This is a genomic window from Cellulosimicrobium cellulans (genome assembly GCF_016921195.1).
Taxonomy (GTDB): domain Bacteria; phylum Actinomycetota; class Actinomycetes; order Actinomycetales; family Cellulomonadaceae; genus Cellulosimicrobium; species Cellulosimicrobium cellulans_F.
Genome location: NZ_JAFGYF010000001.1, coordinates 230,390 through 254,017, shown reverse-complemented (window position 1 = coordinate 254,017; position 23,628 = coordinate 230,390). Strand labels below are relative to the sequence as shown.

Here is a 23,628-nt window from a genome sequence, read left to right as displayed (position 1 = left end):
CGATGCTTCCACGCCCGGCCCCGGAGCGCAGGCGGAAGCCCCACGCTCTCGCCCTCGGCGCTCAGGCGCTCGTGCGGCGGACGACGACCGAGGGGAACGTGCGCTGGTCGTCGCGCCGACGGCGGTCCAGGAGGGCGGCCGTGGCCGCGGCCGCGATCCGCTCGACGGGGTGGGTCGCGGTCGTCAGGCCCGGACCGGCCTGCTCCGCGAAGGGCTGGTCGTCGAACCCGGTGACGGCGACGTCGTCGGGCACGCGGACGCCGTCCTCCGCGAGGGCCCGCATCGCCCCGACGGCGAGCGTGTCGCTCATCGCGACGAGGGCGTCCACGCCGGGCCAGCGCCGGCGCGCCTCGCGGGCCGCCTCCGCGCCCGCGGGGGACGTGAGGTCGGCGGCCACGACGCGGTGCGGGACGCCGGCGGCGCGCACCACGGCGTCGTAGGCCTCGACGGCCCGCCGCGCGCCGGGGAGCCAGTCGGGCCCCGTGAGCATGACGACGTCGCGCCGCCCATCGGCGAGCACGTGCTCGACGAGCGCGGTGATGCCCGCGGCGGCGTCGACGTCGTACGAGGGGACGCGGTCGTCGGCGGGACCGATCGCCGCCACGCGGGAGAGCAGCATGCGCGGCACGCTCGCGAGCACCTCGGCCGAGTAGTCGACGAGGAGCACGCCGCCCACGCCCGGGTCGCGCGCGAGCCGGGCCAGCTCGTCGCGCGGGTCTCGCCCGAGCCAGCGCAGCGCCACGCCGACGCCCTGGGTGTCCGCCGCGCGGCTGGCCGCCGCGACGACGCGCGCGACGTAGGGGTCGCCCAGCAGGTCCGCGGACGGCGACCCGACCGCGACCACGACGCGCTCGCCCCGCCCGCTCGCGAGCGACCGCGCACCCGGGTGCGGCACGTACCCGAGCTCCTCGACGGCGGCGAGGACCGCGCGACGGGCCGCGTCGGACACGGGACCCGTGCCCCGCACGACGCGCGAGGCGGTCGACCGCGAGACGCGGGCCGCCGCGGCGACGTCGTCGAGCGTGGTGGGCGGCATGGGGATCTCCTGGGCAGGTCCTGTCGGCGGTGACGGGCGGCGCCCGGAGCACCACGCTAACCCGCCGAGGGCCGTTCGTGGAAGCGTTCCCACGGTCGTGTCGGCCCCGGCTCGTCGCCGGGCCCGGGCGCGCTCCTCAGGACCGACGCGCGGTGGGGACCGGGCCCGGGTTCGTCGCGCGGTCCCGGCGGTCCGCGACCCGGAGCGCCACCACCGCGAGGCCCGCGCCGAGCAGCGCGCCGATCGAGTTGGAGAGCCAGTCGTTCGTGTCGCACGACCGCCCGAGCGCCGGGACCAGCGCCTGGACGACCTCGACGAGCGCGGAGACGGCGACGCCGCCGAGGAGCGCGACGAGCGGCCTGCCCAGCGCGACCGCGGCGAGCAGCGCCGGCGGCACGAACAGCACGACGTTCGCCAGCAGCTCGACGCGCCCCGGCGTCGGGAGGGACCAGCTCACGGTGCAGACGGCGAAGAGCTCGCGGTCGACCGGCACGAGGGTCAGCAGCAGCACGGGGAGCAGGGAGGCACCGAACAGCACCCACGCGAGCGGTCGGCGGCCTGCCAGCCAGGTGCCCACGAGCGGTCCGGCGACGGCGAGGACGAGGAGGGCGAGCGGCGACAGCCAGGGATGCGCGACGAGGACCGTGGAGATCATGGGGCGCCAGTCTCGCAGGTCGACGGGTGCGGCTACCGCGTGTCGGCAGGTCACGGTAGACCTGTGCCCATGACGACGACGCCGTCCCCCGAGCCCCTCGCCCCCGACGCCTCTGTCTCCCCCGAGGAGTGGTGGATCTGCCGGACGTGCGCGGTCGAGCACGCCCAGCGCCCCGACGTGTGCGCGATCTGCGCCGACGAGCGTCAGTGGGTCCCCGCGAGCGGGCAGGCGTGGACCACGCTCGCGGAGCTGGCCGCGGCCGGCGAGCGCCTCGTGCTGGAGGAGCTCGAGCCGGACCTGTTCGGCCTGTCGAGCGAGCCGAGCGTCGGGATCGGGCAGCAGGCCAAGATCCTGCGCACCCCGGCGGGCAACCTGATCTGGGACCCGCCCGGCTACGTGGACGACGACGCCGTCGAGCGGGTGCGCGCGCTCGGCCCGGTCGTCGCGATCGCGGCGAGCCACCCCCACATGTTCGGCGTCCAGGTCGCGTGGAGCCGCGCCCTCGGGGGCGTGCCCGTGCTCGTCGCGGAGGCGGACGCGCACTGGGTCGCGCGCCCCGACCCGGTGATCGAGACGTGGACCGGCGAGCGCGAGGTGCTGCCCGGCGTCGTCCTGTCGCAGCCGGGCGGGCACTTCCCCGGCAGCGCCGTCGTGCACTGGGCGGCCGGCGCCGAGGGCCGGGGCGTGCTCCTGTCCGGAGACACGATCTTCGCCAACCCCGACCGCACGTCCGTGAGCTTCATGCGGTCCTACCCCAACCGCATCCCGCTGTCCGCCGCCGTCGTGCTGCGCGTCGCCGAGCACGTCGCGCGCCGCCCGTTCGAGCGGCTGTACAACAACTTCGAGGGCGTGATCCCCGCCGACGCGCGGGAGGTCGTGCTCCGCTCCGCGCAGCGGCACGCCGCCTGGGTCCGCGGCGACTTCGACCACCTCACCTGACCGGACCGCTCCCCGGGCCGCGCTGGCCTCCCGAGCCAGGGCTGCGACGGCCCCCGGCCCGACGCAGGATGGGTGCGGGAGGTGAGTGCGATGCCCAGACGCGTGTCAGGGGCGGCGGTCGCGGCGACCGGGACGTGGGTCGACCCGGACGGCGTGCGCATGCCGGCCGGGGAGGTCCACGCGTGGGAGCGCGGCACGAACGCGACGGTGTGCCGCCTGCAGCTCAGCCGCCAGGGCCTCGTCCGGTTCCCCCACGTGACGTGGGCGGACGTCCAGCCCACGACCGGGCGCGACGCCGACGCCGTCACGTCAGTGTGCCGCCGGTGCGCCGCCGGCACCGGCGCACGGCGCGACGACAAGCCGTGGCGCCGGGTCGACCCGCGGCCGTGACGGCGGGTCGCCGGACGCAGGGCCGCGCGAGAGGCGCCCACCGCCGGAGAGGGTGGGGCGCCGCTCCTCGAGACAGGAGAACCGATGCGACGACGCACGTGGGTCGCGATCGCCGTCGCGGCGGCCGCCCTCCCGCTCGCACTCGTGGCCATGCACTCCCCCGCCGCCGCACCGTACGTCCCGGCCTCCGGCCCCTGGTTTCTCTCCGTGCAGCCGACGCGCGCGGACATCGGTCCGTGCGTGGCGGATCCAGTCGTCGAGTACGCGATCACGCCCTTGCCGCTCCCTCCTGCTCCGACGACGGTGGCGTTCGTGACCGGGGCGGAGCGCCACGACGTCCACCGCGTCGTGCAGTGCCTGGTCTCGCTGACCCCTCGCCCTCGGGTCGAGGTAGGGGTCGCCTGAACCCCCGCGGCCCGTCGTCGGACCCGTGGGGCTCAGCGTCGTGTCACCACGCGACGACGAGCGCGCTGCGGGGGCGCGCGCGTGGGTGGCCCGCGCGACGATGACCGCATGAGCACGCACGTGCACGGCATCCACCACTCGATCGACTACGTCGAGCTCCCCGTGACCGACCTCGCGGCGGCGCAGGCGTTCTACGGCACGGCCTTCGGCTGGGAGTTCGTCCCCTACGGCCCCGGGTACGCGGGCATCCGCACGGCCGCGGAGTCGGGCGAGGACGAGGCGGGCGGGCTGCGCCTGGCCGAGGCGGCCGACGTGTCGCGAGGCGGTCCGTTCGTCCTGCTGTTCTCCGCGGACCTCGACGCGACGCTCGCCGCCGTGCAGGGCGCGGGCGGCCAGGTGGTGGAGGGTCCGTACGAGTTCCCCGGCGGTCGGCGGTTCCACTTCCTCGACCCGAGCGGCAACGAGCTGGGGGTCTGGGCGACGTCCTGAGGCCGGCGCCGCGTCAGCCGCCGAGCAGGAGCGACACCCCGATCGTCGCCATGACGACGGCGATCGCCGCGTCGAGCACGCGCCACGCGCCGGGACGCGCGAACACGGGCGCGAGCAGGCGTGCCCCGAAGCCGAGCGCGGTGAACCACAGGACGCTCCCGACCATCGCGCCCGCCCCGAAGAGCCACCGCGCGGCGTCGGGGTCCGCGGCACCGGCGCCCCCTGCGTGCGCGGCGGCGTAGCCCGCCGCGAGCGACCCGAGGAGCAGCACGGTGTCGAGGTAGACGTGCGGGTTGAGCCACGTGAGGGCGAGCGACGTCCCGACGGCCGAGCGCGCACTCGTCGCGCCCGCGCCCGAGGCCGGGTCGAGCCCGCCGGGCCGCAGGGCGCGCCGGGCGGCGAGCGCCGCGAGCGTGAGGAGGAACGCGGCGCCGCCCCAGCGCACCACGGTGAGCAGCACGGGTGCGCCCGTCACGAGCGCGCCGAGCCCCGCCGTCCCGGCGGCGATGAGCACCAGGTCCGAGAGCGCACAGACCAGGACCACGGGCAGGACGTGCTCGCGGCGCAGGCCCTGGCGCAGCACGAACGCGTTCTGCGCCCCGATCGCGACGATGAGGGACAGCCCGGCGGCGAGACCGGCGGCCAGGGGCGAGAGGGCGGCGAGCACGTCCTCGACGGTAGGCACCGGACGGTCTGAAGTACAGCGATAGATTCTTCAGTTCCCTAAGATGCGCTTCATGGTGGACCTCCAGCCCGACCAGCTCCGCACGCTCGCCGCCATCGCCGCGGCCGGGACGTTCGACGCGGCGGCCCACCGGCTGGGGGTCACTCCGTCGGCGGTGAGCCAGCGCGTCCGCGCGCTCGAGTCGGCCGTCGGCCAGGTGCTCGTACGCCGCGGGAAGCCCGCCGAGCTGACGCCGCCGGGCCAGGTGCTCGTCCGGCACGCGCACCACCTCGAGCTCCAGCAGGCCGACGTGCTCGCGGAGCTGGGGATCCGGCCCGCGGAGCGGCCGGCACTCGACCCGACCGAGGCCGGCGGCGTCGCGCCGCTGCCCGAGGTCACCCTCGTCGTCTCCGGCGACGCCCTGACGACCTGGGCGCTGCCCGCGCTGGTCGAGGCGTCGGGGTGGGCGCGGCTCGAGGTGCTGCGCGAGGACGAGGAGCACTCCATCGGCCTGCTGCGCGACGGGACGGCGGTCGCTGCGGTGACCTCGGTCGCCGAGGCTGTCCCCGGCTGCCGCTCGACCCTGCTCGGCCAAATGCGCTACCGGCCCATGGCGAGCCCCGCGTTCGCCGCGCGCTGGTTCCCGGAGGGCCCGACCGCCGCCGCGCTCTCGCGCGCGCCCGTCCTCGCGTTCGACCGCAAGGACGACCTCCAGGAGCGCTACCTGCGGCTTCGCACCCAGGAGGTGGGCACGGCGGGGACGGTGATCGACCCGCCCCGCCACTACGTCCCGGCGTCGAACGAGTTCCGCCGCGCGATCGAGCTCGGCATGGGCTGGGGCATGCTCCCCGACCTCCAGAGCGCCCCTGCCGAGCGCGCGGGGCGCCTGGTCGGGTTCGACGACGCCCGAGCGATGGACGTCCCGCAGCACTGGCAGCAGTGGCGGCTGCACTCGACGTCGCTCGACCGCGTGGCGGCGGCCGTCGCGCGCGCGGCTCGTGCCGCGCTCGGCGCTCCCTGACGTCCGGCCGCGGCCCGCTCCCTCAGACGCCCGCGAGCGCCCGCACGACGTCGGCCGCGGGCCCGGCGGACGCGTTCCGGTAGCCGGTCCCGGCCCACAGGTGCAGGCGGTCGGCGTCGCCCGCCGCCGCGGCGGCCTGCCGCAGCCCGCGGGTCAGGTGGTGCACCGCGGGGTACGCGGTGGGCGCACTCTGCTGATGACGCTCGACGAAGCCGTTGCGCAGCGCCCGGGCGGGCCGGCCGGTGAAGGCACGGGTGAGGACCGTCTCGGTGAAGGCGGGGTCGGCGAGCGCGCGCCGGTAGGTGGGCGACGTCCCGGCCTCGTCGGTCCGCAGCAGGAGCGTCCCCACGGCCACCGCCTGCGCCCCTGCGGCGAGGAGCGTGCGCACGGCGTCGGGCCCGTCGACGCTGCCCGCCGCCACGACCGGCAGGTCGACCTCGCGCCGTACCCGTCGGACGAGCTCCGCCGTCGTGCACGGGTCCGGGGTGCGCGCGGGGTCGTGGACGGCGCTGTGTCCGCCCGCGCCCGGACCCTGGACCACGAGCCCGTCGACGCCGACGTCGCGGGCCAGCCGCGCCTCGTCCGGCGCGGTCACGCTCGCGAGCACCCGGGTCCCGACCGCCCGGAGCGCGGCCACCGCGGCCGGGCCGGGCAGTCCGAACGTCAGCGACACCACCGGGACCGGTCGCGCGAGCAGGAGCGCGAGCTTCTCCTCCCAGCGGTCGTCGTCGACGACGGGCGTCGGGTCGAGCACGACCCCGAGCGCGTCCGCCTCCGGCGCGAGCTCGGCGGCGTAGGCGGCGAGCGTGGCCGGGTCGACGTCGTCCCGCGACGGCACGAAGAGGTTCACGCCGAAGGCCGGAGCCGCAGGGCGCAGCGCCTCGATCTCCGCCGCGAGCGCCTCGGGAGTTCGGTACCCGCCGGCGAGGAACGGGAACGCCCCGGCGGACGCGACGGCGGCCGACAGCGCGACGGTCGTCGGGCCGCCGGCCATCGGGGCAGCGACGATCGGGAGCCGGGAGTCCAGGAGCTGCTCGCTCATGGGTCGGATCCTCTCAAGTCAGCGGAACGGATCGGACCCACGCCCGCGCCGCCGTCGGACGTGCCGGTGCCCCGCAGGGCACCGGGCGCCGCCGCGCGGGGCACACTCGTGGGGTCCTGCGCTCGTCGAGGCCGAGCGTCCACCCGACATCGAGGAGCACGATGGCGTACTTCTTCCGTACCGGCGCGACGACGTTCCGCGCGTCCCCGCACGTGGGCGGGGCGTGGCGCACGGACGAGCAGCACGTCGCGCCCGCGCTCGGCCTGCTCGCGCACGTCGTCGAGACCGACCGCGTCGCCCGTGGGCGTGACGACCTCGCGGTGTCGCGCCTCGCCTACGACATCTGGGGCGTCTTCGCGATCGGCGACGTGGAGACGCGGGTTTGCGTCGTCCGCCCCGGCCGCGGCGTGGAGCTCGTCGAGGCGACGCTCTGGTGCGCAGGCCGCTGCGCCGTCTCCCTGCGGGCGTGGCTCGTGCGGACGGGCGACACCGCCGAGCTCGCCGGCGGGGCGCCGGCCCCCGTGCCCGGCCCGCAGCAGACTCCGCCGTGGGACCCCGCGAACGTCTGGCCCGGTGGCTTCATCGACTCGATCGAGGTCCGACGCACCGCGGTCGCACCGGGGCGCACGACGGTCTGGGTGCGCACCGACGTCCCGCTCGTGGCCGACGAGGAGGTCGGGGCGCTCGCGGGCACTGCCGGCCTGCTCGACGCCGCCAACGGCATGGCCGTCCGCGCGGACCCGCGGGAGGTCGCGTTCCCCAACGTCGACCTCACCGCCCACCTCTTCCGGGCGCCCCTCGGCGGTTGGGTCGGCCTCGACACGACGGTCGTCTTCGGAGCCGCGGGTACAGGCGTCACGCACGCGACGCTGCACGACGAGGACGGGCCGTTCGGGACGCTCGCCCAGTCCCTCGTCGTCCGCTCTCGGGTCCCGGGCGAGGGCGCGGCACCTACCGGCGCGTGACCGGCCCGCGAGGACTCCCCGCGCGCGACGCGTCCAGCACGCAGCGCTCGACGTCCCGCACGACCTGCTCCGCCGTCGCGTCGTCCAGGCGCGTCGTGTCGGCGGTGAGGACGACGTCGATGCCGCCGCCCGGAGCGTCGACGAGGTGCAGCGTGAGCGTCACGCCCCCCTGCTCGTCGGAGGCGTCGGCGCGCGCGAGCCGGCGCGACCGCGTGGGGCGGGCGCGCAGCGTCCGGTCGGGACCGGTCCCGCGACGGTCGTTGTACCAGCACGTGCCGTCGTGGGCGGCCGACGGGTCGGCCGCGGCCTCCGCCTGGAGCCGGTCCTTGTCGTAGTACGCCGACCGGTACGCCGTCATCGCCGCGCGCCAGACCCGCGTGCCCACCTCGTCGAACGGCGCGCCCAGGCCGTCCACGTGCACCAGGCCCTCCATGGCCGTCGTGACGACGGCCTCGGCGAGCTCGCGGCGGAAGCGGTTGCTCACCATGACCTGGAGCGCGAGGTCGTCACGGCCCGCGGCGAGGGCGAGCGCACGGCACGATGCCGCGAGCAGCACGCCCGACGTGCTCGTGCGCCAGCGCGCGGCCACCCGCTCGGCCGCGGGCCCCAGGCGCCGCGAGCGCAGGACCGTCTGCCGGTACCGCGGACGGCCGGGGCCGTCGGGCGGGCGCGGCGTGAACACCTGCGCCGGGGCCGCGTGCATAGTGCGCAGGGTGCGGGCGCGCGCGGCGGCGTCGTGCCGTCGTCCCTCGTCCGACGCCTGCCAGGCCGCCTCCTCGAGCGGCGTCCACGCCCCACGGTCGGGCAGCGCGGTGCCCGCGGCGAGGGCCGTGAGGTCGGCGTCGAGGACGGGCAGCCCCCAGCCGTCGAGCGCGGTGTGCGCGACGACGAGCGTCGTGTGGTGCACCGCGCCGTCCACCGTCACGAGACCGGCCCGCACGGGCAGCTCTGTCGCGTAGTCGAACGCGCGGCCCCAGAGCTCGTCGCGGAGCCGGGCGCCGCACGCGGCGACCTCGCCGACGTCGGTGACCCGCTCCTCGACGACCTCGACCGTCCCGGCGCCGCACAGCTCCTGGACGAAGCCGTCGCCGCGCAGGTGGATCCGCGTCCGCAGCGAGTCGTGCCGCTCGACGAGCGCGCGCACGACGGCGGTCGCGGCCTCCGCCGGCACGGGCGCGTCGAGCGGCCCGCCCCACACGAGGTTGAACTGGTGGTCCAGGGGCTCCAGCGCGGCGAGCGCGCGCCGGATCGCCGTCTGGCCCCACGTCGCGGGCGCCTCGCCCGCGCGCCCGCCGACCTCGAGGCGGTGCACGACCCTCATCGCTCTTCTCCCGCACCGCCCCGCGCGACGGCGAGAGCCGGCCGCTCCGCACCCCAGACCCGGGTGCGGTGCACGTGCCGTCGCGGACCCGGCGTCGCGCACGCCGCGACGGCACCCGCCGGGGCCGCCACGTCGCTCACCCACCACTCCTGCCCGTGCCACGGGCCGTCCTCAGCCCGGACCCTCCCGGGGACCCCGACGTCGAGCCCGAGCACGTCGAGCAGCCGCCCGCCGACCGCCTTGGCGCACGCCTCCAGCCGCGCGAACCGCCGCCACAGGTTCCCGTCCGAGTCCACCCGCGGGTCCCCCGTGGCGAGGAACCGCGCGGCGAGGCGGCGGACGTCCACGCGCGGGTCGCGCACCTGCACGTCGACGCCCACGTCCGTCTCGGCGAGCGCGACGAGCGCGTGGTCGCCGCTGCGGCTGAGGTTCCACCGCTGCCCGACGACGGGACCCGGCTTCCCGTGCGGCCCCACCTCCCAGCACACGTCCGCAGGCCGCATCCCCGTGCGCGCGGCGAGGAGCTCGCGGACGGCGACGTGGGCGCGCACGTACCGCCCGGCGTCGGCGGGCGAGGCGAGGCGCCCGGCCCGCTCGCGCTCGACCGCGCCCAGCACCTCGGCGCCGAACCCGTCATCACCCCGCGTCGTGCACGACCTCACGACCGGAGAAGGGCCCGTCATGACCCTCGCGTCCTGGTCGGCGAGCAGCGGGGTCGTGTCGACGAACCACAGCTCGACCTCGGGCACCGGATCGGCCGCGCTCATGCGACGAACTCCGGCAGGCCGTCGCCGAGTCCTTCGAACGGCCCGGCGGACGGGCGCTCGGACGGACGCTCGGAGGGTCGGTCGAACCGCTCCGCGTGGCGCGCCGGCACGACGACCTCGACCTCGCCGTCGACGGCGCGCGGGGCCACGGGTCGCAGGTCCGCGACCCCGTGGTGCGCACCCGGGACGTCGGCGGCGCCGACGGAGAGCACGGTCGCCGCCGCGCCCCGCCCCGCCGCGACACCGGCGGCGGAGTCCTCCAGGACGAGGCAGCGGCGCGGGTCGACCCCGAGCAGCCGCGCCCCCGCGAGGAACCCCTCGGGGTCGGGCTTGCCGCGCGCCACGTCCTCCGCGCACACGAACCGCGTCGGCACCGGCAGGCCGGCCGCCGTCAGCCGCGCGAGCGCGACCTCGCGCGCCGCCGACGTCACGACCGTCCAGGCCCGCGGGTCCAGGCCGTCCAGGAGCTCCGCCGCGCCCGGCACGGCCACGACGCCCTCGGTGTCGTCGCACGAGATGCGGTGCAGCCACTCGACCTCGCGCGCGACGTCGGCGCCCGGCGCGACGAGGCGGACCACCTCGACGTCGCGGCGGCCGTGCGACGCCGTGACCACCGCATCGCCGTCGAGCCCGAGCCGCGCCGCCCACGTGAGCGTGTGCCGCTCGATCGCGGCCGAGGAGTCGACGAGCGTCCCGTCGAGGTCGAGCAGCAGGGCTGCACCGCGCCACGCCCACGCGCCGGTCGCGGTGCGCGCCGACGGACCGGTCGGGGTCGCGGTCACAGCAGCGTCTCCGCGTGCGCGAGCCGGGACTCCGCGTAGAGGTCCGCGTACCGCTGCACGGGTCCGGCCGCGTGCTGCAGGCCCAGCGCGGCCGGGCTCGGTCGGCCGATCGCGTCGACGTCCGCGCGCGTGACGACCGGCAGCACGTGTGCGGCGTCGGCGAGCGCGACCAGGACGTCCGCCGTGGTGAGGATCCGAGCGTCGGCGGGGTCCGTCGCCGCCCGGTGCGGCTCGCCCGTCGTCGCGCGGGGTCGTGCGGCGACCGTCCTGCGCGACACCCACAGCCCGCGCGAGACGTAACGACCGCCGGGATCGACGCCGAGGAGCCCGCGTGTCTCGACGCGCTCGCACGCCAGGATTTCGACGACGGCCCGGCCGCCGTGCTGGTCGCGCACCTCAGGCACCGCGGGCACCGCGGACGCGTCGGGTGCCGAGGGACGGTCGGACGCGCGTGAGGCCGTCTCGTCCCCGGCCGCGGCGTCGTCGGGTCCCGCGACCCGGTGCTCGGCGTCGTCGGGTCCCGCGACCCGGTGCTCGGCGGCCCCGTCGAGCCCGACCTGCGCGGCGAGCCGCCGCACCGCGTCCGCGGCGCGCGCGCCGCACGCCGGGCAGTCGTGCACGACGACCCGCACCGGAACCGCGGAACCCGCCGCCCGGCACACGACCGCGGCGTCACGCTCCGCGAGACGCCGTACGGCGGCGAGCGCGGCACGATCGACACCGGTGTCCGCCGCCCCGTCGCTCGCCCGAGGCCCGACGACGGCTGCCGAACCCGGGGTTGTGGGCGAATCCGGCGCCGAACCCGGCCGTAACCCCGGGTTCGGCGGGGTGCCGGTCGACGTGGCGCCGGTGTCCAGTGCGTCCAGGGCGAACGCGACCAGTTCGTCCACACGGTCCTCGGGTCGGTCGGCGGGGAGGAGGCCGGAGAGCACCCACGTCCGGACCGCGGCGGCCCGGTGCGCCGGGGCGTCGGGGGCGACGGGCCCAGGCCAGTCCGTGCGGGAGACGTCGTACCCGAGCAGCCAGCACGCCGCGCCGAGCTCGATCAGCGCGTCGCGCGAGACGCGGCCGAGCTCCGGGGAGGCGCCCGCGACGAGCAGCGACACGTCGTGCGCGACCGTCGCCGGGTCGATGCCGAGCCACCACGACCACGCGTCCCAGCCCCAGCCGAACGGGTGCTCGAGCGGCTCCCCCGCGCCCGGGCGGAGCACGCGCAGCGAGCAGCGCGAGCGTTCGAGCGTGACCGCGACCGGCCGGGGTGTCGCCGGCGAGCGCGACGGCTCGCGGTCGAGGCCCGGGCGGTCCCACGCGTCCGGGTCGACGGCGTCGCCCGCGGGGACGGTCGCGTGCCGGGCCCCGTGCGCGTCGTTGCCCGCGAGGCTCGGGCCGTCGCCGTGCTCCAGCAGGTGCGGCAGCGTCGCGACGACGGGGTATCCCTCGCGCGCGCAGAACGTCACGACGGCCTCGTCGTCGTCGCGCTCGTCGTCGGGCAGGGCCGCGAGGTGCGCGGCGAGGCGCAGCGCGCCCTCCGCGGGGAGGACGAGGCCGAGCGTGGGCACCCACTCGTCGTGCCCGAGCGGCGCCCACGCCTGCCCCGCGACCGCCGCGGCGCGCACGAGGTAGGCGTTGCGCGGGCTGTTCCAGTTCGAGTAGAGCGCGACCGCGTGCCGGTCCCGGGCGCGCACGGCGCGCAGGACGAGCTCGGCGAACCCCGGGACCGGGGTCACGTCGTCCTGCAGCACGAGGTGGTGCGTCGCGCCCGGCGCGACGGCGGCCCAGGCCCGCTTCGCGGTGCGCAGCGGGCTGGGCGGGCCGTCGGGCTCGGGGTCCTCGACGACCCGCACGTCGAGCGGCGCGCACGCGCGGAGCAGCTCGGAGACGTCGCCTCGCGCCGGGTGGTGCATGACGACGACGCTGAGCACCGGCTCCGAGGCGACCGAGCACGGACCGGCCGCCGCACGCGGGACCACGCCCGCTCCCGGCACGTCGCGGACCGAGGCGGTGGGGATCGGGGTGGCGCGGACCGGGGTGGTGCGGGCCGGCACGTCCGGGACCGGCGGCGTCGTCCCCCGCGCGGTCACGGCGCGACCTCCACGGCGGACCCGGCCGGCTCGACCCTCGCAGCCCTCGCCCGCCGCCGGACGAGGCGCACCGCGACGGGGAGCATGACGACGAGCCCGACGACGTTCGTCACGGCGATCGTCGTGTACAGCGCGGTGGGACCGCCGCCCGCGCGCGCGAGGACGCCGCCGACGCCGAGCGAGACGGCGTGGTAGAGGACGTTGAGCGTCACGGCGACGCGCCCGTACCCGAGCTGCTCGAGCAGCGTCAGGAGGAAGAGCACGAGCCCGACGCCCGCGTACGACGGCCCGACCACGCGCAGGTAGAGCGTCGCCTGGACAGCGATGTCCGGGTCCGCGGAGAGCTGCCCCGCGACGAGCGGCGCGGTCAGGAGGACGAGCGCCCCCACCACCACGTACACGCCCGCGACGACGACCGTGCCCGCGCGCAGCGTGCTCGGCAGGAGTCCGAGCTCGCCCGCTCCCCACTGCTGGTTCATGACGATGCTCACCGCCGCGGCGAGCCCGATCGCCGGCACGATCACGAGCGTCTGGACCGTCGCGGCGCCGCCGAACCCCGCGACGACGTCCGTTCCCGACGGCCCGAGGACCCACACCATGACGAGGTTCGTCACGGTGAGCAGGAGGTACGACAGACCGACCGGCAGGCCGACGCCGAGGAGCAGCCCGCGCACGTCGACCCGCACGTCGACCCGCACGTCGATCCGCTCGGCGGTCGCACGGGCGGGGGGCACGTCCGACGTCGACGGTTCCGCGGCCGACGGGGTCAGGGCGGTCGACTCGGCGGGTCGCGTGTCACGGGTCGGGCCGGACGGCGCCGCGGCCGACGGCGGCGTCGTCGTGGCAGGCGGTGGCGGGGTCGGCGTCGTCCACGACCCGGCGGGCAGCGCGCGGAGCGCCCGTCGCCACGCCGCGGCGACCCGCCGCGGCACGGGGCGGTGGCGCAGCGCGAGCAGGCGTCGCAGACCCGGGACGTGCCCGGGCCTCGGGAGCAGGCGGGCGCGCACGAGGAGCGCCCAGGCGACGGTCGCGCCCGCGAGCGTGGAGCCCGTGATCGCGACCGGGACCGCGAGCACGCCGAACCCGCCCACGAGCCCGACGAGCCACACGGCGAGCACCTGGAGCCCCGCGACGAGCAGCGCCACGGTCGCCGACGCGCCCGTGCGCGCCCACCCCCGCAGCGCGGCGGCGGCGACCGCCGTCGGGACGGACAGCACGCTCGCGACCACGGTCCAGCGCGCGAACGCGACGAACTCGGCGACGAGCGGCGCGGGCACGGACAGCACGTCGGCGAGCGCCGGCGCGGCCAGGACCACCAGCAGGGCGACCCCGCCGAGCACGGCCGCGCCCGCGGCCACGAACCGCCCGAGCAGCGCCGCGGTGGCCGACGTCGGGACGACGACCGCGCCGCCGCCGTCGCCCGCGCCGTCCCCGGCGCCGGCCTGAGCGGGGTCCGGGGCGTCGTCCTCCGCCGCCCGACCCCGCGACCCGTGCAGGCGCGCGAAGCCGACCTGCGTCGAGACGTCGAGGCCCTCCTGGACCGCGAGCACGAGGAACGTCACGGGGATGAAGAGCGACCGGACGTAGAGCGCGTCGTCGCCCATGTGCCCCAGCAGCGCCGCGACGACGAGCTGCGCGAGAGCCCCCACGACGAGCGCGGCGCAGATCGGGGCGGCGAGGCGCACGACGCGGCGGCGCAGGGCCCCGACGGTCGGCGCCACGCCGGGCGGGGGCACAGGCGGCAGGACCTCCGGCCGCGACGCGGCGGTCGCGACCGGGGTCGCGTCGGCCTCCCTAGACGAGCTCGGCATGCCGTGCCCTGCCCTGCAGCCAGCCCTGCGCGAGGGTGAGCCGCTGGACCGTCCGCGTGCCCTCCATCATCTCCAGGCCGGGCACGTCGCGGACCAGCTTGTCGAGGTACGGGTGCTCCCACCGCGCGCCGGGGCCGAGCAGCGGGGGCACGGCGTGCGTGACCTCCTCCGCGAGGTCGAGCGCGGTGGCCTTGGCCGCCGCCGGCAGCGTCCCGTCCGCCGGGTCCGCGTCGGCGGCGCGCGCGGCCTGGAGCACGAGGGCCCGCGCGGCGTGGAGCCGGTCGTCGAAGGTCTCCAGGCGCCAGCGCTCGTCGGCGGTGAACGACGACCGCTCGGCGCGCACGTAGTCGAGCGCCGCCTGGGTGAGACCCACGGCGAGCGACGCCACGACCGGGCGCAACCGGTTGAACGTGCGCACGGCCCCGAGCAGGCCGCGGCGCGAGGGCGACAGGTGCCGCCCGAGCGTGTCCTGGTCCAGCAGCGGCACGTCGTCCAGCCGTACCTCGCCGAGCTGCACCGCGCGCATGCCGGTCGTCACGAGCGGCGCGGCGTCGAAGCCGGGCCGCTCGGTGTCGACGAGATGGACCCCCACGCCCAGTGGGCCCGGGCGGTGCCGCGCGAACACGACGCCGAGGCTCGCGCGCGCGACGTTGCCCACGTACTTCTTGTGTCCCCGCAGCACGGGAGCGCCGTCGGCCTCGACGACGGCCGTCTCGAGCGCCGCGGCGTCCGAGCCGTGGTCGGGCTCGGTGAGCCCGAAGAACGTCCACGTGCCCGGCTGCGCCACGCGACGGTAGAAGCGGTCGCGCTGCTCCTCGTCCGCGAGGTCGTCGACGACGACCCCGGACATGGATGGCCCGGGCGCCCCGACGACGACGGACGCGTCGCCCCACGCGAGCGCCTCCGCGACGACGACGCGCTCCGCGCACGTGCGCACGTGCACCGGCACGCCCCGCACGCGCAGCGGGTCGTCGAGGTAGCCCGGCGGGAACCCGCCGAGCTGCCGGTACGGCAGGGCGCCGGAGTCCAGGAGCACCTGGAGCGCCGCGGGATCGGCGTCGATCGCGAGGGCGTGCTCGCGCAGCGCCGCGCCGACGGGCCTCAGGTGGTCGCGCAGCGCGACGAGGTCGACCGTGGTCATGCGTCCCGCCCCTCCCGGCCGTGGGGTGTCTCGGTGTCGCGGCCCGGCAGCGTCCCGCTCGCGTGGCCGAGCAGGTCGATCGTGCGCGCGAGCCGCGCGGCGTCGCCGTCGACGTACCCCGACGCGCCGAACAGGTTGTGGACGGCGCGCGACGAGCGGTCGAGGACCGCCGTGACGCGCGCGAGCGAGGACCCGGAGACCACGGGGCGTCGATCCGGCGACCCGGCGGCCGGGTCCTCGTCCCGCGAGGCGGCCCCGCCCAGGAACGCCTGCGCCTCGAGGTGGGCGAGCGCCGCGTCCGCGAGGACGAGGCGGACGGGCGGCAGGTTCACCGTCGCCGTGCCGCCGACCGTCCGGCCACGCAGCCGCTCCACGGCCCGGTCGGTCAGCCGCTCGCACAGCCCGGTGCGGACCCACGCGACCCCGACGCGCCAGACGGTGTCGGCCGTGCGGGCCGCAACGCCCTCGTCGGCGGCGGGTGCGGCAGGTCCGGGTGCCTCGTCGGCGGGCGCGGCGGGTGCCGCGGCGGCGCGGGGTGCGCGCCATACGAGCAGCGTGCCGACGTCCGACGCCACCTCGCCGACCCGCGCCCACCCGCCCGGCGGCGGGACGTCGCCGGGCAGCAGGACGCACTCGCCCGGCAGCGCCGCGACGGGCAGCAGGTCGCCGAGCGCGGTGAGGGCCGCGACCGCGCCGCGCTCGCGCGCGACGGCGCGGAGGTCGGCGGGGCCGTCCACGCGGACCGCTGCACCGCCCTCCTCGGGCAGCAGGTCATCGACCGCGGCAGGGGCGACGACGTCCGTGCTCATGCGAGCACCGCCTCTCGGGACAGGTCGTCGACCTGCGGTGGGACCACCGCGACGGACCGCGGACCGAGGGCGAGCGTGCAGCGGTAGCCCAGCTCGAGGCACCGCTCGTGCAGGACGACGGGCGCGTCCGGGACGTCGTCGCACGCGGCGAGGACCTCCCAGACTCCCGTCGCTGCCGCACCCGGGTCGGCGTGCAGCACGACGCCGTCGAGGTCGGGCACCTCGCCCGGGTCGACGTCGACGCCGAGGACGACGCGCCGGGCGTCGGGCGTCGCCTCGCGCTCCCGCTCCGGGGCGGCGTCGTGCGCCGCGGCGGCCGGACGGGGACCGCGAGGTGCACGCGCGACCGACAGCGCCTCGACCGGCCGCCCTGCGCCGTCGTGCCCGACGACGAGCGCGACGACGCGGTCGCGCGTGGGGACGCGCGTCACCGTCGGGGGCAGCGTGCACTGCTCCAGGACGAGGACGAGGGCGTCTCCCCCGAGTCCGGCACCCCGCGGGCCGCCGTGCGTGAGCTCCTCGCGCGCGAGCCGGAGCGCGGTGAACGGTCCGGCGAGCCCCTGCTCCGTCACGCAGAAGGTGTACGGACGGTCGTCGAACAGATCGGCGACGAACCCGCCGAGCAGGCGCTCGTGCTGGAGGTCGGGGGTCGTGACGACGAGGACGACGAGGCGCACGTCGTCGAGCAGGCCGCCCTCCGCGAGCGCGGCGCGCGCCGCGCGGATCATCGTCGGGTAGTCCCGGCCCGGGCCGGTCTCCAGCCAGTCGGTCGGCTGGTCCTCCCCGTACACGTACCGCAGGTCCTCGGCGACCGACCGACGCGTCCCGTCCCCGACGGGGACGAGGTCGTCGACCGGGACGTCGACCACGCCCCGCACGCGCAGGGCGGCGCCTCCCGGCCCCGACGTGGACGCCGCTGTGGAAGCTCGCGCGGTGCTGCCCCCGAGCGCCACGTCAGTTCCGGGTCGAGTGCTCGACGACGAAGTCCGTCAGCGAGCCCACGCTCTCGAGGTGGTGCTGCTCGAGCGACTCCGGGTCGACCTCCATGTCGAGCGAGTCCTCGAGGGCCATGAGCAGGCCGAGGACGCTCGTGGAGTCGAGGTCGAGGTCGTCGAACAGGCGGGTCGCGTCCGTGACGTCGGGCAGTGGGCGCCCGAGGACGCTCGACAGCGCCTCGACGACCGCGCCGACGACGCGCTCGCGGCCGAGGGCCTCCTGGGACTCGGTGTTCGTGGGGGTGCCGATGCTCACGATGGTTCCTCCGGGTGGGTGTCGTGCGCCCGCGGTGCGGGCGGCGGCTGGGTGTCGGTCGGGCCGGGCGGGTCAGGGTGCGACGACGGCCTCGGCCGGGGCGACGCGCGCGCCGAGGTCGTGGAAGACCTGGCGGGACAGGAGGTCGTCGGGCGTGTCCGCGTGCCGGACGAGGAACGACTCGTCTCCGAGCGTCAGCACCTCCGCGGGGTAGCCGTGGCTGAGGAAGTGCACGGGCGACGCCGTCGCGCCGTACGCGCCGGAGCGGTCGACGGCGACGAGGTCGCCCGCCGCGAGGTCCGCGGGGAGCGCGACGCCCTTGCCGATCGTGTCGTTGGGCGTGCAGAGGGGGCCCGTGACGTTCCACGGCACGTCCTCGGCACCGGACGCGGGGCCGATCTTGCGCATCGGGAAGTTGCGCTTGACGAACGACCCGATGCCGACCGCGGCCATGTGGTGGTTCGTGCCGCCGTCGGCGACGGCGAACCGCTCGCCCATCGACTCCTTGACGTAGCGCACGCGCGCGACGTACGTGCCGCACAGCGCCACGAGGTAGCGCCCGAGCTCCATGACGAGGTCCGTCGCGGGGTGCCGTTGCACGAACGCCTCGACCACCGGGTTGAGCGCCGCGGTGAGGACCTCGACGTCGAGGTCACGCTCGCGCTCGAAGTACGCGACGCCCAGGCCGCCGCCGACGTCGACGAGCTCGAGCGGGAAGCGGAGTCGCTCCGCGAGGCGCTCCGCGAGCTCGAAGATGCGCGTCGTGTTCTCGACGATCGTGCCCTCGTCGAGGATGCGCGTCCCCATGTACACCTGGACCCCGACCACGCGGGCCGTCGTCAGCCCGGCGCACAGGTCCGGCGCGTCGAGGAGCTGCTGCTCGTCGATGCCGAACTGGCGCGGCTTGCCGCCCATCGTCAGCCCGGAGCCCTTGACGGAGAACGACGGGTTGACGCGCAGCACGGCGCGCGCGGGACGCCCGGTCGCGCGCGCGAGCTCGTCCACCAGCGTGAGCTCCGGCAGCGACTCGACGATGATCGCCCGCACTCCGGAGTTGAGGCACGCGACGAGCTCCTCCCGGCTCTTGCCCGGCCCGAGGAAGAGGATGTCCTGGGGCGCGACGCCCGCCGCGAGCGCCGTGCGCAGCTCGGTCAGCGAGGAGACCTCGGCGTTCGCACCGAGCGAGTGCAGCAGCCCGCAGACGCTGACGTTGGGGTTCGCCTTGAGCGAGTAGAAGATCCCCAGCGCGGGGTGCAGCCGCTCGCGCAGCGCGCGGTAGTTCGCGGCCAGCACGTCGCCGTCGTAGACGTACACGGGCGTGCCGAACTCCTCCGCGACCGCGGCGAGGTCCACGCTCCCAGGCGTCGTCGGCCGGGTCGGCGTCGTGGTCATCGGGGGTCTCCTTCGGTCGGGGTGGCGGCGGCCCGCGCTGCCGTGCGCCGGGCGAGCCGTTCCGTCAGCCGCTCCGTCACGGCACGGTCGAGGCGGGTGAGCGCGTCCTCGTCGGGCGCGACGAGGAGGCCGTGGAGCCGGCCCGCGAACGTGTCGCCCGGCGACGCGGACGACGCGCCCGCGTTGACCGTGCCCGTCCCCTGGACGACGAGCCCCGCCTCCCCGGCCGCGCCGGGGAGCAGGTCGCCGAGGACGTCGTGGAGCGCCGCGAACGACTGCGGGGCGTCGAGCACGAGCGGGTACTGCCGCGCGAGCGCGACCCAGCCCTCCGGCTGGAACCGCTCCTGCAACGGCACGGTGTACGTGGACATGTTGCTGCGCGCGTTGATCTCCAGGACCGGCAGCAGCGAGCCGTCCGTGCGCACGAGCGCGTCGACCCCGACGAGGCCGTGGAAGCCGTCGGCGGCGAGGCGCGCGCCGAGCCGGCCCGACAGCTCGGCCAGCGCCTCGACCTGCTCCGCGGGCAGTCGCGACGGGATGCGGTGACCCTTGTGGACCCCGCCCTCGGTGATCGCCTCCTTGACGAAGTCGAACGCGACCGAGCCGTCCTGCGCGACGGTGAAGTGGTAGTTGAGGTCGGTCGCCTTGTCCGCCCAGACCTCGACCACGACCGCGAGGCGATCGTCGCCCGATCGCGCGGCCCGGCGCGTGACCATCCGCACGAGCTGGTCGAGCCGTCGCGGGTCGTCCACGACGAGGATCCCCTTGCCGGAGACGCCGTACGCGTCCTTGACGCCCACGGTCGCGCCGTCCGCGACGAGCCTCGCCGCCTCGGCGCACGCGCGCTCGAAGTCCTCGACGGTCCGGCACGCCCACCCGCGCGCCTGCTCGATCCCGAGCTCGTCGCACAGCCCGCGGCTGTAGACCTTGCTGTTGACGGCCTTGGTCGTCGCGGCGTCGGGGAGCAGCGAGCGCAGGCCCGTCGCTGTCGCGAGGTCCTCCTCGGCCGGCGACGTCCCGTGCGCGAGGAGGCGCACGCCGTCCGCCCCCAGGTCGCGCAGGCGCGCGAGCAGCGCGGGCGAGTCGAGCGCGTCGAGCGTCACGGTGCGCAGCGGGTCGCTCGACTCCGCGACGTGCACGGTCGGGAGCCCGACGCCGAGCGCGTCCAGGTGGGCGAGGTGGTCCGGGTCGGGCTCGGCCTTGAGCACGACGTGGTCGTCCGGGCCGGCGAGGAGCAGCGCGAGCTCGTCCATGCGGTTGACGAGCGCGGCCGTCGCCGACGCGCCGCCGACCGAGGGCAGGCCGACCTCGCCGACCGCCCACGCGTCCTCGACCTCGAAGTTCCCGAGGAGCACCAGCGGTGCGTCGGGGGCGCCCGCGAGCGCGCGCCTGGTCCGCGCGAGGAACGGCTCGCGACGGGCCCCCGACGCGGCGTCCGGGGCGGCCTCCGCCACCTGCTCGACCGTCATGCGGGCTCCTCCGTCTCGTGGGGCGCGTAGCGCAGGACCATGGCGGAGAACGTGGCCCCGAGGCCGACGGCCACCATGAGGAACGGGTCGCCGGGGCGCAACCGGCCCTCGGCGCGTGCGGCGGCGTAGCCGATGAACGAGTCGGCGCCGAAGCAGTGGCCCGTCACGGGCACGTCGTCGAGCCGGACGCGCGCGATCGGCAGCCCGAGGCGCGAGCACAGACGCCGCCACGACACGCGGTTGACGTTGTGCGGCAGGACGAGGGCGAGGTCGTCGAGCGTCAGCTCCGCGCGCTCGACCGCCTCGAGCACGACCTCGGCGAGCACCTCGGTGTAGGCGACGCCGAACGGCCCCGCGAGGTCCTCCGGGAGCGGGACCTGGTGGTACTCGCCCAGGGTGCGCGTCGCGTAGGAGAGCACGGTGCTCCCGCTCGCGGGGGCGGGGTCGTCGGCGGACCCGCCCGCCGCGACGAGGACCGCCGCCGTGCCCTCGCCCATGATCGTCGTGCCCTCGATGAGGCGAGAGCCGGGGCTGAACGCCTTCTCCCCCGTGAGGACGAGCGCGAGCGCGTCGGCATCGCCGTCGGCCGCGAGCAGGCGCCCCGCGACGTCGACGGCGAGCAGCGCGGACGCGCACGCGTGCTGGGTGAGGGTCCACACGACCGCGTGGTCGAGCCCGAGGCGGTCCGCGGCGTCGTGCAGGGGGTTGACCCCGACCGGGGCGACGGTCGCGATGGTCCGCGCGCCCAGCACGTACCGGACGCGGTGCTCGTTGCCGGCGAGGCCGGGCACGGCGCGCGCCGCGGCGACGAGCAGGTCGCTGAGGCTCGCGTCCGGCGCCGTGCACACCTCGCGCAGCCCGAAGAAGCGCTCGAACACGCCGAGCTCGAGGTGGTCGAGGCTTAGCTCGTCCGCGAGGTCGCGGATCGGCACGCGCGTCGCGGGGACGTGCGCGCCGACGTCGACGAGGGTCGTCATGCCGCCGTCCCGGGGACGTCGACCACGCTGCGCAGGTGCGCCGCGAGCGCCCGGGGCGTCGGGTTGTCGACGACGGCCTCCGGGTCCAGGTCGACGCCGAGCGCGTCCTCCAGGTCCCCGAGCAGGGCCAGCACCTGGACCGAGCCGAGGCCGAGGCCGGCGAGGTCGCCCGCAGGATCGACGTCCGCGGGCGTGACCCCCAGGGCGGCGGCGACGTGGCGGAGCACGAGGTCGTCGAGCGCGTCGGGCAGCGGTGCGGTCATGAGCGGGTCCCTGCGAGCTCGGCGCGCGCGCCGTCCCGGGACGCGCGCAGGGAGTGGAGCTCGGCGAGGTCGCCCCGGCCGTGCAGGTCGCGCGCCCGGCCGCGCTGGATCTTGCCGCTCGTGGTCCGCGGCACCTGGCCGGGGCGCACGAGGACGACGTCGTGCACCGCGGCGCCCGAGACGGAGGCCAGGTGCGCGGCCATCCGGCGCACCACCGCGTCCAGCTCCTCCTCGGCGCTCGCGCCGTCGAGGCGAGCCCCCGGCGTGGGCCGGAACTCCTGGACCGCGCACAACGTGCCCGGCAGGCCCTCCACCTCGAAGACCGCGCCCGGCCGGCCCTCGGCCCCCGGGTGCAGACGGCGCAGCTCGCGTTCGAGGTCGTAGGGGTACAGGTTGCGCCCCGCGACGATGAGGAGCTCCTTGATCCGCCCCGTCACGACGAGCTGGCCGCCGTGCAGCGCCCCCAGGTCGCCGGTGCGCAGCCACGGGCCCGTGCCGTCGGCCGCGACGGCACCGAACGTCTCGGCCGTCGCGTGCGCTGCGGCGTCGCCCCAGTACCCGGCCGCGACGGTGCCGCCGCGCAGCCAGACCTCCCCGACCGCGCCGTCGGGCACCTCGGCGCCCTGGTCGTCCACGAGGCGCAGCTCCACCCCGCTCGGCAGGCCGCAGCACACGAGGCGCGCGCCCGGGACGCTGCCCCGGCCCTGCGCCGCGGCGTCCGGGAGCGCCGTGAGGAACGACGCCTCCTCGAGGACGACCAGCCGGCCGTCGGCGAGCGCCGCCTCGTCCGCCGTGATGACGAGCGGGAGCCGGCGGTCCGGGTACGTGGCCGTGAGCGTCGCCTCCGCGAGGCCGTACCCGGGGCCGTGGGCCGACCCGCGGAATCCGACGGGCTCGAACCGGCGCGTGAAGGCGTCCAGGACGGCGGGGTCCACCGGCTCGGCACCACCGAGGGCCCAGCGCAGGCGGGACAGGTCGAGCTCGGCGAGCTGGTCGTCGCGCACGCGCCGCGCGCACTGGTCGTAGCCGAAGTTCGGCGACGCCGTGACGGTCGCCCCGGTCTCGGTGATCGCCGAGAGCCAGCGGACGGGTCGCTTGAGGAACGCCGTGGAGGGGACGATCACCGCCGTCGCGCCGAGGCCGAGGGGGACCAGGAGCATCCCGACGAGCCCGAAGTCGTGGTACCCCGGCAGCCAGCTGCAGAAGACGTCCTCCGGGACGAGGCCGAGGGTCGTCGAGAAGGCGTCGTGGTGGTGCAGGACGTTCGCGTGCGTCACGACGACGCCCTTCGGGTTGCTCGTGGACCCGGAGGTGTACTGGAGGAACGCGACGTCCTGCGGACCCGGTCGACCGCGCCGGGCCGGGCCGTCCGTGGTGCCGTCGACCACGGTCACGACGACGCGTCCGCCGTCGGCGCGCCGCAGCGGCTGGGCCCACTCCGCGGTCTCGGTCACTGCGGTCGGGTCGACGAGCACGACGGCCGCGTCGCAGTCGGCGAGCATGCCGCGCACGCGCTCGCGCTGGTACGCCTGCCCGCCCGGGAGCGGGGACGGGACGGGGATCAGGCGCGCGTAGAAGCAGGCCAGGAGCCCGACGACGAACGACGCGGTCGCCGAGTAGAGGACCAGGGCCCGGTCGCCCGGTGCGTGGCGGTCCGCGAGACCTGCCGCGAGCGCCGCCGCCTGCGCGTCGAGCTCCGCGTACGTGAGCGTGCGCCGCTCGCCCACCTCCGGCACGACGACCACCGCCGCGTGGTCCGGGCGCTCGCGCACGTGCTCGCGGACGAGGTCCACGAGGGTCAGGTCGTCGGGCTGCGCGCCCATGTGGCCCCCTCCGTCACCGCCGCCGGGACCGTCCCGGCGCGGAGGATGCCGGGCAGCACGAAGCCGGACCCGGCGATCCGGGGGAAGCCTGGCAGCGGTCGGCCGCGGTGTAAACAAATCCGACGTGTCCGGAAG

Annotated in this window: 24 protein-coding genes; 6 read left to right on the top strand and 18 right to left on the bottom strand. The window is 77.0% G+C overall.

What is annotated here, in order from left to right:
- Nucleotides 1-61: 61 nt before the first annotated feature.
- Both JN535_RS01030 and JN535_RS01025 read right to left on the bottom strand, forming a co-directional pair.
- Nucleotides 62-1,036, bottom strand: coding sequence for a LacI family DNA-binding transcriptional regulator (locus JN535_RS01030; RefSeq protein ID WP_205201171.1), 975 nt, complete (start codon nucleotides 1,034-1,036; stop codon nucleotides 62-64).
- Between the two features lie 136 nt (nucleotides 1,037-1,172).
- Nucleotides 1,173-1,691 (bottom strand): VanZ family protein, encoded by a 519-nt coding sequence (locus tag JN535_RS01025; protein ID WP_205201169.1) that lies wholly within the window; start codon nucleotides 1,689-1,691, stop codon nucleotides 1,173-1,175.
- Nucleotides 1,692-1,760: 69 nt separating this feature from the next.
- Between JN535_RS01025 and JN535_RS01020 the strand changes: the two genes are divergently transcribed.
- The 4 genes from JN535_RS01020 to JN535_RS01005 all read left to right on the top strand — a co-directional run bounded on the left by JN535_RS01020 (nucleotide 1,761) and on the right by JN535_RS01005 (nucleotide 3,914).
- Complete coding sequence (locus JN535_RS01020; RefSeq protein ID WP_205201167.1) at nucleotides 1,761-2,630, top strand: MBL fold metallo-hydrolase; 870 nt, start codon at nucleotides 1,761-1,763, stop codon at nucleotides 2,628-2,630.
- Nucleotides 2,631-2,720: 90 nt separating this feature from the next.
- Nucleotides 2,721-3,020 carry a hypothetical protein gene (locus JN535_RS01015; RefSeq protein WP_205201165.1) on the top strand — a complete coding sequence of 100 codons (300 nt, stop codon included), beginning with the start codon at nucleotides 2,721-2,723 and terminating at the stop codon, nucleotides 3,018-3,020.
- A gap of 84 nt (nucleotides 3,021-3,104) precedes the next feature.
- The gene (locus JN535_RS01010; protein WP_205201163.1) at nucleotides 3,105-3,425 is read left to right on the top strand and encodes a hypothetical protein; all 321 of its coding nucleotides are present in this window, start codon (nucleotides 3,105-3,107) and stop codon (nucleotides 3,423-3,425) included.
- A gap of 108 nt (nucleotides 3,426-3,533) precedes the next feature.
- Entirely contained in the window at nucleotides 3,534-3,914 is a 381-nt protein-coding gene (locus tag JN535_RS01005; RefSeq protein WP_205201161.1) for a VOC family protein, read from the top strand.
- Between the two features lie 13 nt (nucleotides 3,915-3,927).
- Here JN535_RS01005 and JN535_RS01000 read toward each other — a convergent pair whose 3' ends face one another.
- Nucleotides 3,928-4,581, bottom strand: a complete 654-nt coding sequence (locus JN535_RS01000; protein ID WP_307868038.1) for a LysE/ArgO family amino acid transporter — start codon at nucleotides 4,579-4,581, stop codon at nucleotides 3,928-3,930.
- Nucleotides 4,582-4,651: 70 nt separating this feature from the next.
- On the opposite strand from JN535_RS01000, the gene JN535_RS00995 reads away from it, so the two are divergent.
- Nucleotides 4,652-5,599, top strand: coding sequence for an ArgP/LysG family DNA-binding transcriptional regulator (locus tag JN535_RS00995; RefSeq protein ID WP_205201157.1), 948 nt, complete (start codon nucleotides 4,652-4,654; stop codon nucleotides 5,597-5,599).
- Between the two features lie 22 nt (nucleotides 5,600-5,621).
- Here JN535_RS00995 and JN535_RS00990 read toward each other — a convergent pair whose 3' ends face one another.
- Entirely contained in the window at nucleotides 5,622-6,641 is a 1,020-nt protein-coding gene (locus JN535_RS00990; protein ID WP_205201155.1) for a nitronate monooxygenase, read from the bottom strand.
- Between the two features lie 161 nt (nucleotides 6,642-6,802).
- On the opposite strand from JN535_RS00990, the gene JN535_RS00985 reads away from it, so the two are divergent.
- A complete protein-coding gene (locus tag JN535_RS00985; RefSeq protein ID WP_205201153.1) occupies nucleotides 6,803-7,606 on the top strand; it encodes a thioesterase family protein in 804 nt (267 codons plus the stop codon).
- Here JN535_RS00985 and JN535_RS00980 read toward each other — a convergent pair.
- The 14 genes from JN535_RS00980 to JN535_RS00915 all read right to left on the bottom strand — a co-directional run bounded on the left by JN535_RS00980 (nucleotide 7,593) and on the right by JN535_RS00915 (nucleotide 23,493).
- A complete protein-coding gene (locus JN535_RS00980; RefSeq protein WP_205201151.1) occupies nucleotides 7,593-8,927 on the bottom strand; it encodes a condensation domain-containing protein in 1,335 nt (444 codons plus the stop codon). The genes JN535_RS00985 and JN535_RS00980 overlap by 14 nt on opposite strands.
- Nucleotides 8,924-9,694, bottom strand: a complete 771-nt coding sequence (locus JN535_RS00975; protein WP_205201149.1) for a 4'-phosphopantetheinyl transferase family protein — start codon at nucleotides 9,692-9,694, stop codon at nucleotides 8,924-8,926. The genes JN535_RS00980 and JN535_RS00975 overlap by 4 nt, the downstream gene beginning before the upstream one ends.
- Nucleotides 9,691-10,476, bottom strand: coding sequence for an HAD-IA family hydrolase (locus JN535_RS00970; RefSeq protein WP_205201148.1), 786 nt, complete (start codon nucleotides 10,474-10,476; stop codon nucleotides 9,691-9,693). Before JN535_RS00970 ends, JN535_RS00975 begins: the two co-directional genes overlap by 4 nt.
- Nucleotides 10,473-12,557 carry a hypothetical protein gene (locus tag JN535_RS00965; protein WP_205201147.1) on the bottom strand — a complete coding sequence of 695 codons (2,085 nt, stop codon included), beginning with the start codon at nucleotides 12,555-12,557 and terminating at the stop codon, nucleotides 10,473-10,475. The genes JN535_RS00970 and JN535_RS00965 overlap by 4 nt, the downstream gene beginning before the upstream one ends.
- Nucleotides 12,554-14,368 carry an MATE family efflux transporter gene (locus tag JN535_RS00960; RefSeq protein ID WP_205201145.1) on the bottom strand — a complete coding sequence of 605 codons (1,815 nt, stop codon included), beginning with the start codon at nucleotides 14,366-14,368 and terminating at the stop codon, nucleotides 12,554-12,556. The genes JN535_RS00965 and JN535_RS00960 overlap by 4 nt, the downstream gene beginning before the upstream one ends.
- Nucleotides 14,352-15,509, bottom strand: coding sequence for an acyl-CoA dehydrogenase family protein (locus JN535_RS00955; protein ID WP_205201143.1), 1,158 nt, complete (start codon nucleotides 15,507-15,509; stop codon nucleotides 14,352-14,354). Before JN535_RS00955 ends, JN535_RS00960 begins: the two co-directional genes overlap by 17 nt.
- Nucleotides 15,506-16,318: an acyl-CoA dehydrogenase family protein gene (locus JN535_RS00950; protein ID WP_205201142.1), complete on the bottom strand. Its 813-nt coding sequence runs from the start codon at nucleotides 16,316-16,318 to the stop codon at nucleotides 15,506-15,508. The genes JN535_RS00955 and JN535_RS00950 overlap by 4 nt, the downstream gene beginning before the upstream one ends.
- Nucleotides 16,315-17,187 carry a hypothetical protein gene (locus JN535_RS00945; protein WP_205201140.1) on the bottom strand — a complete coding sequence of 291 codons (873 nt, stop codon included), beginning with the start codon at nucleotides 17,185-17,187 and terminating at the stop codon, nucleotides 16,315-16,317. Before JN535_RS00945 ends, JN535_RS00950 begins: the two co-directional genes overlap by 4 nt.
- 85 nt (nucleotides 17,188-17,272) lie before the next feature.
- A complete protein-coding gene (locus JN535_RS20470; protein ID WP_205201139.1) occupies nucleotides 17,273-17,569 on the bottom strand; it encodes an acyl carrier protein in 297 nt (98 codons plus the stop codon).
- Nucleotides 17,570-17,641: 72 nt separating this feature from the next.
- Nucleotides 17,642-18,961, bottom strand: a complete 1,320-nt coding sequence (locus tag JN535_RS00935; protein WP_205201137.1) for a type III PLP-dependent enzyme — start codon at nucleotides 18,959-18,961, stop codon at nucleotides 17,642-17,644.
- Complete coding sequence (locus tag JN535_RS00930; protein ID WP_205201135.1) at nucleotides 18,958-20,430, bottom strand: preATP grasp domain-containing protein; 1,473 nt, start codon at nucleotides 20,428-20,430, stop codon at nucleotides 18,958-18,960. Before JN535_RS00930 ends, JN535_RS00935 begins: the two co-directional genes overlap by 4 nt.
- Nucleotides 20,427-21,407: a 3-oxoacyl-[acyl-carrier-protein] synthase III C-terminal domain-containing protein gene (locus JN535_RS00925; protein WP_205201133.1), complete on the bottom strand. Its 981-nt coding sequence runs from the start codon at nucleotides 21,405-21,407 to the stop codon at nucleotides 20,427-20,429. The genes JN535_RS00930 and JN535_RS00925 overlap by 4 nt, the downstream gene beginning before the upstream one ends.
- Entirely contained in the window at nucleotides 21,404-21,670 is a 267-nt protein-coding gene (locus tag JN535_RS00920; RefSeq protein ID WP_205201131.1) for an acyl carrier protein, read from the bottom strand. The genes JN535_RS00925 and JN535_RS00920 overlap by 4 nt, the downstream gene beginning before the upstream one ends.
- Nucleotides 21,667-23,493 (bottom strand): fatty acyl-AMP ligase, encoded by a 1,827-nt coding sequence (locus JN535_RS00915; RefSeq protein ID WP_205201129.1) that lies wholly within the window; start codon nucleotides 23,491-23,493, stop codon nucleotides 21,667-21,669. Before JN535_RS00915 ends, JN535_RS00920 begins: the two co-directional genes overlap by 4 nt.
- Nucleotides 23,494-23,628: the final 135 nt, after the last annotated feature.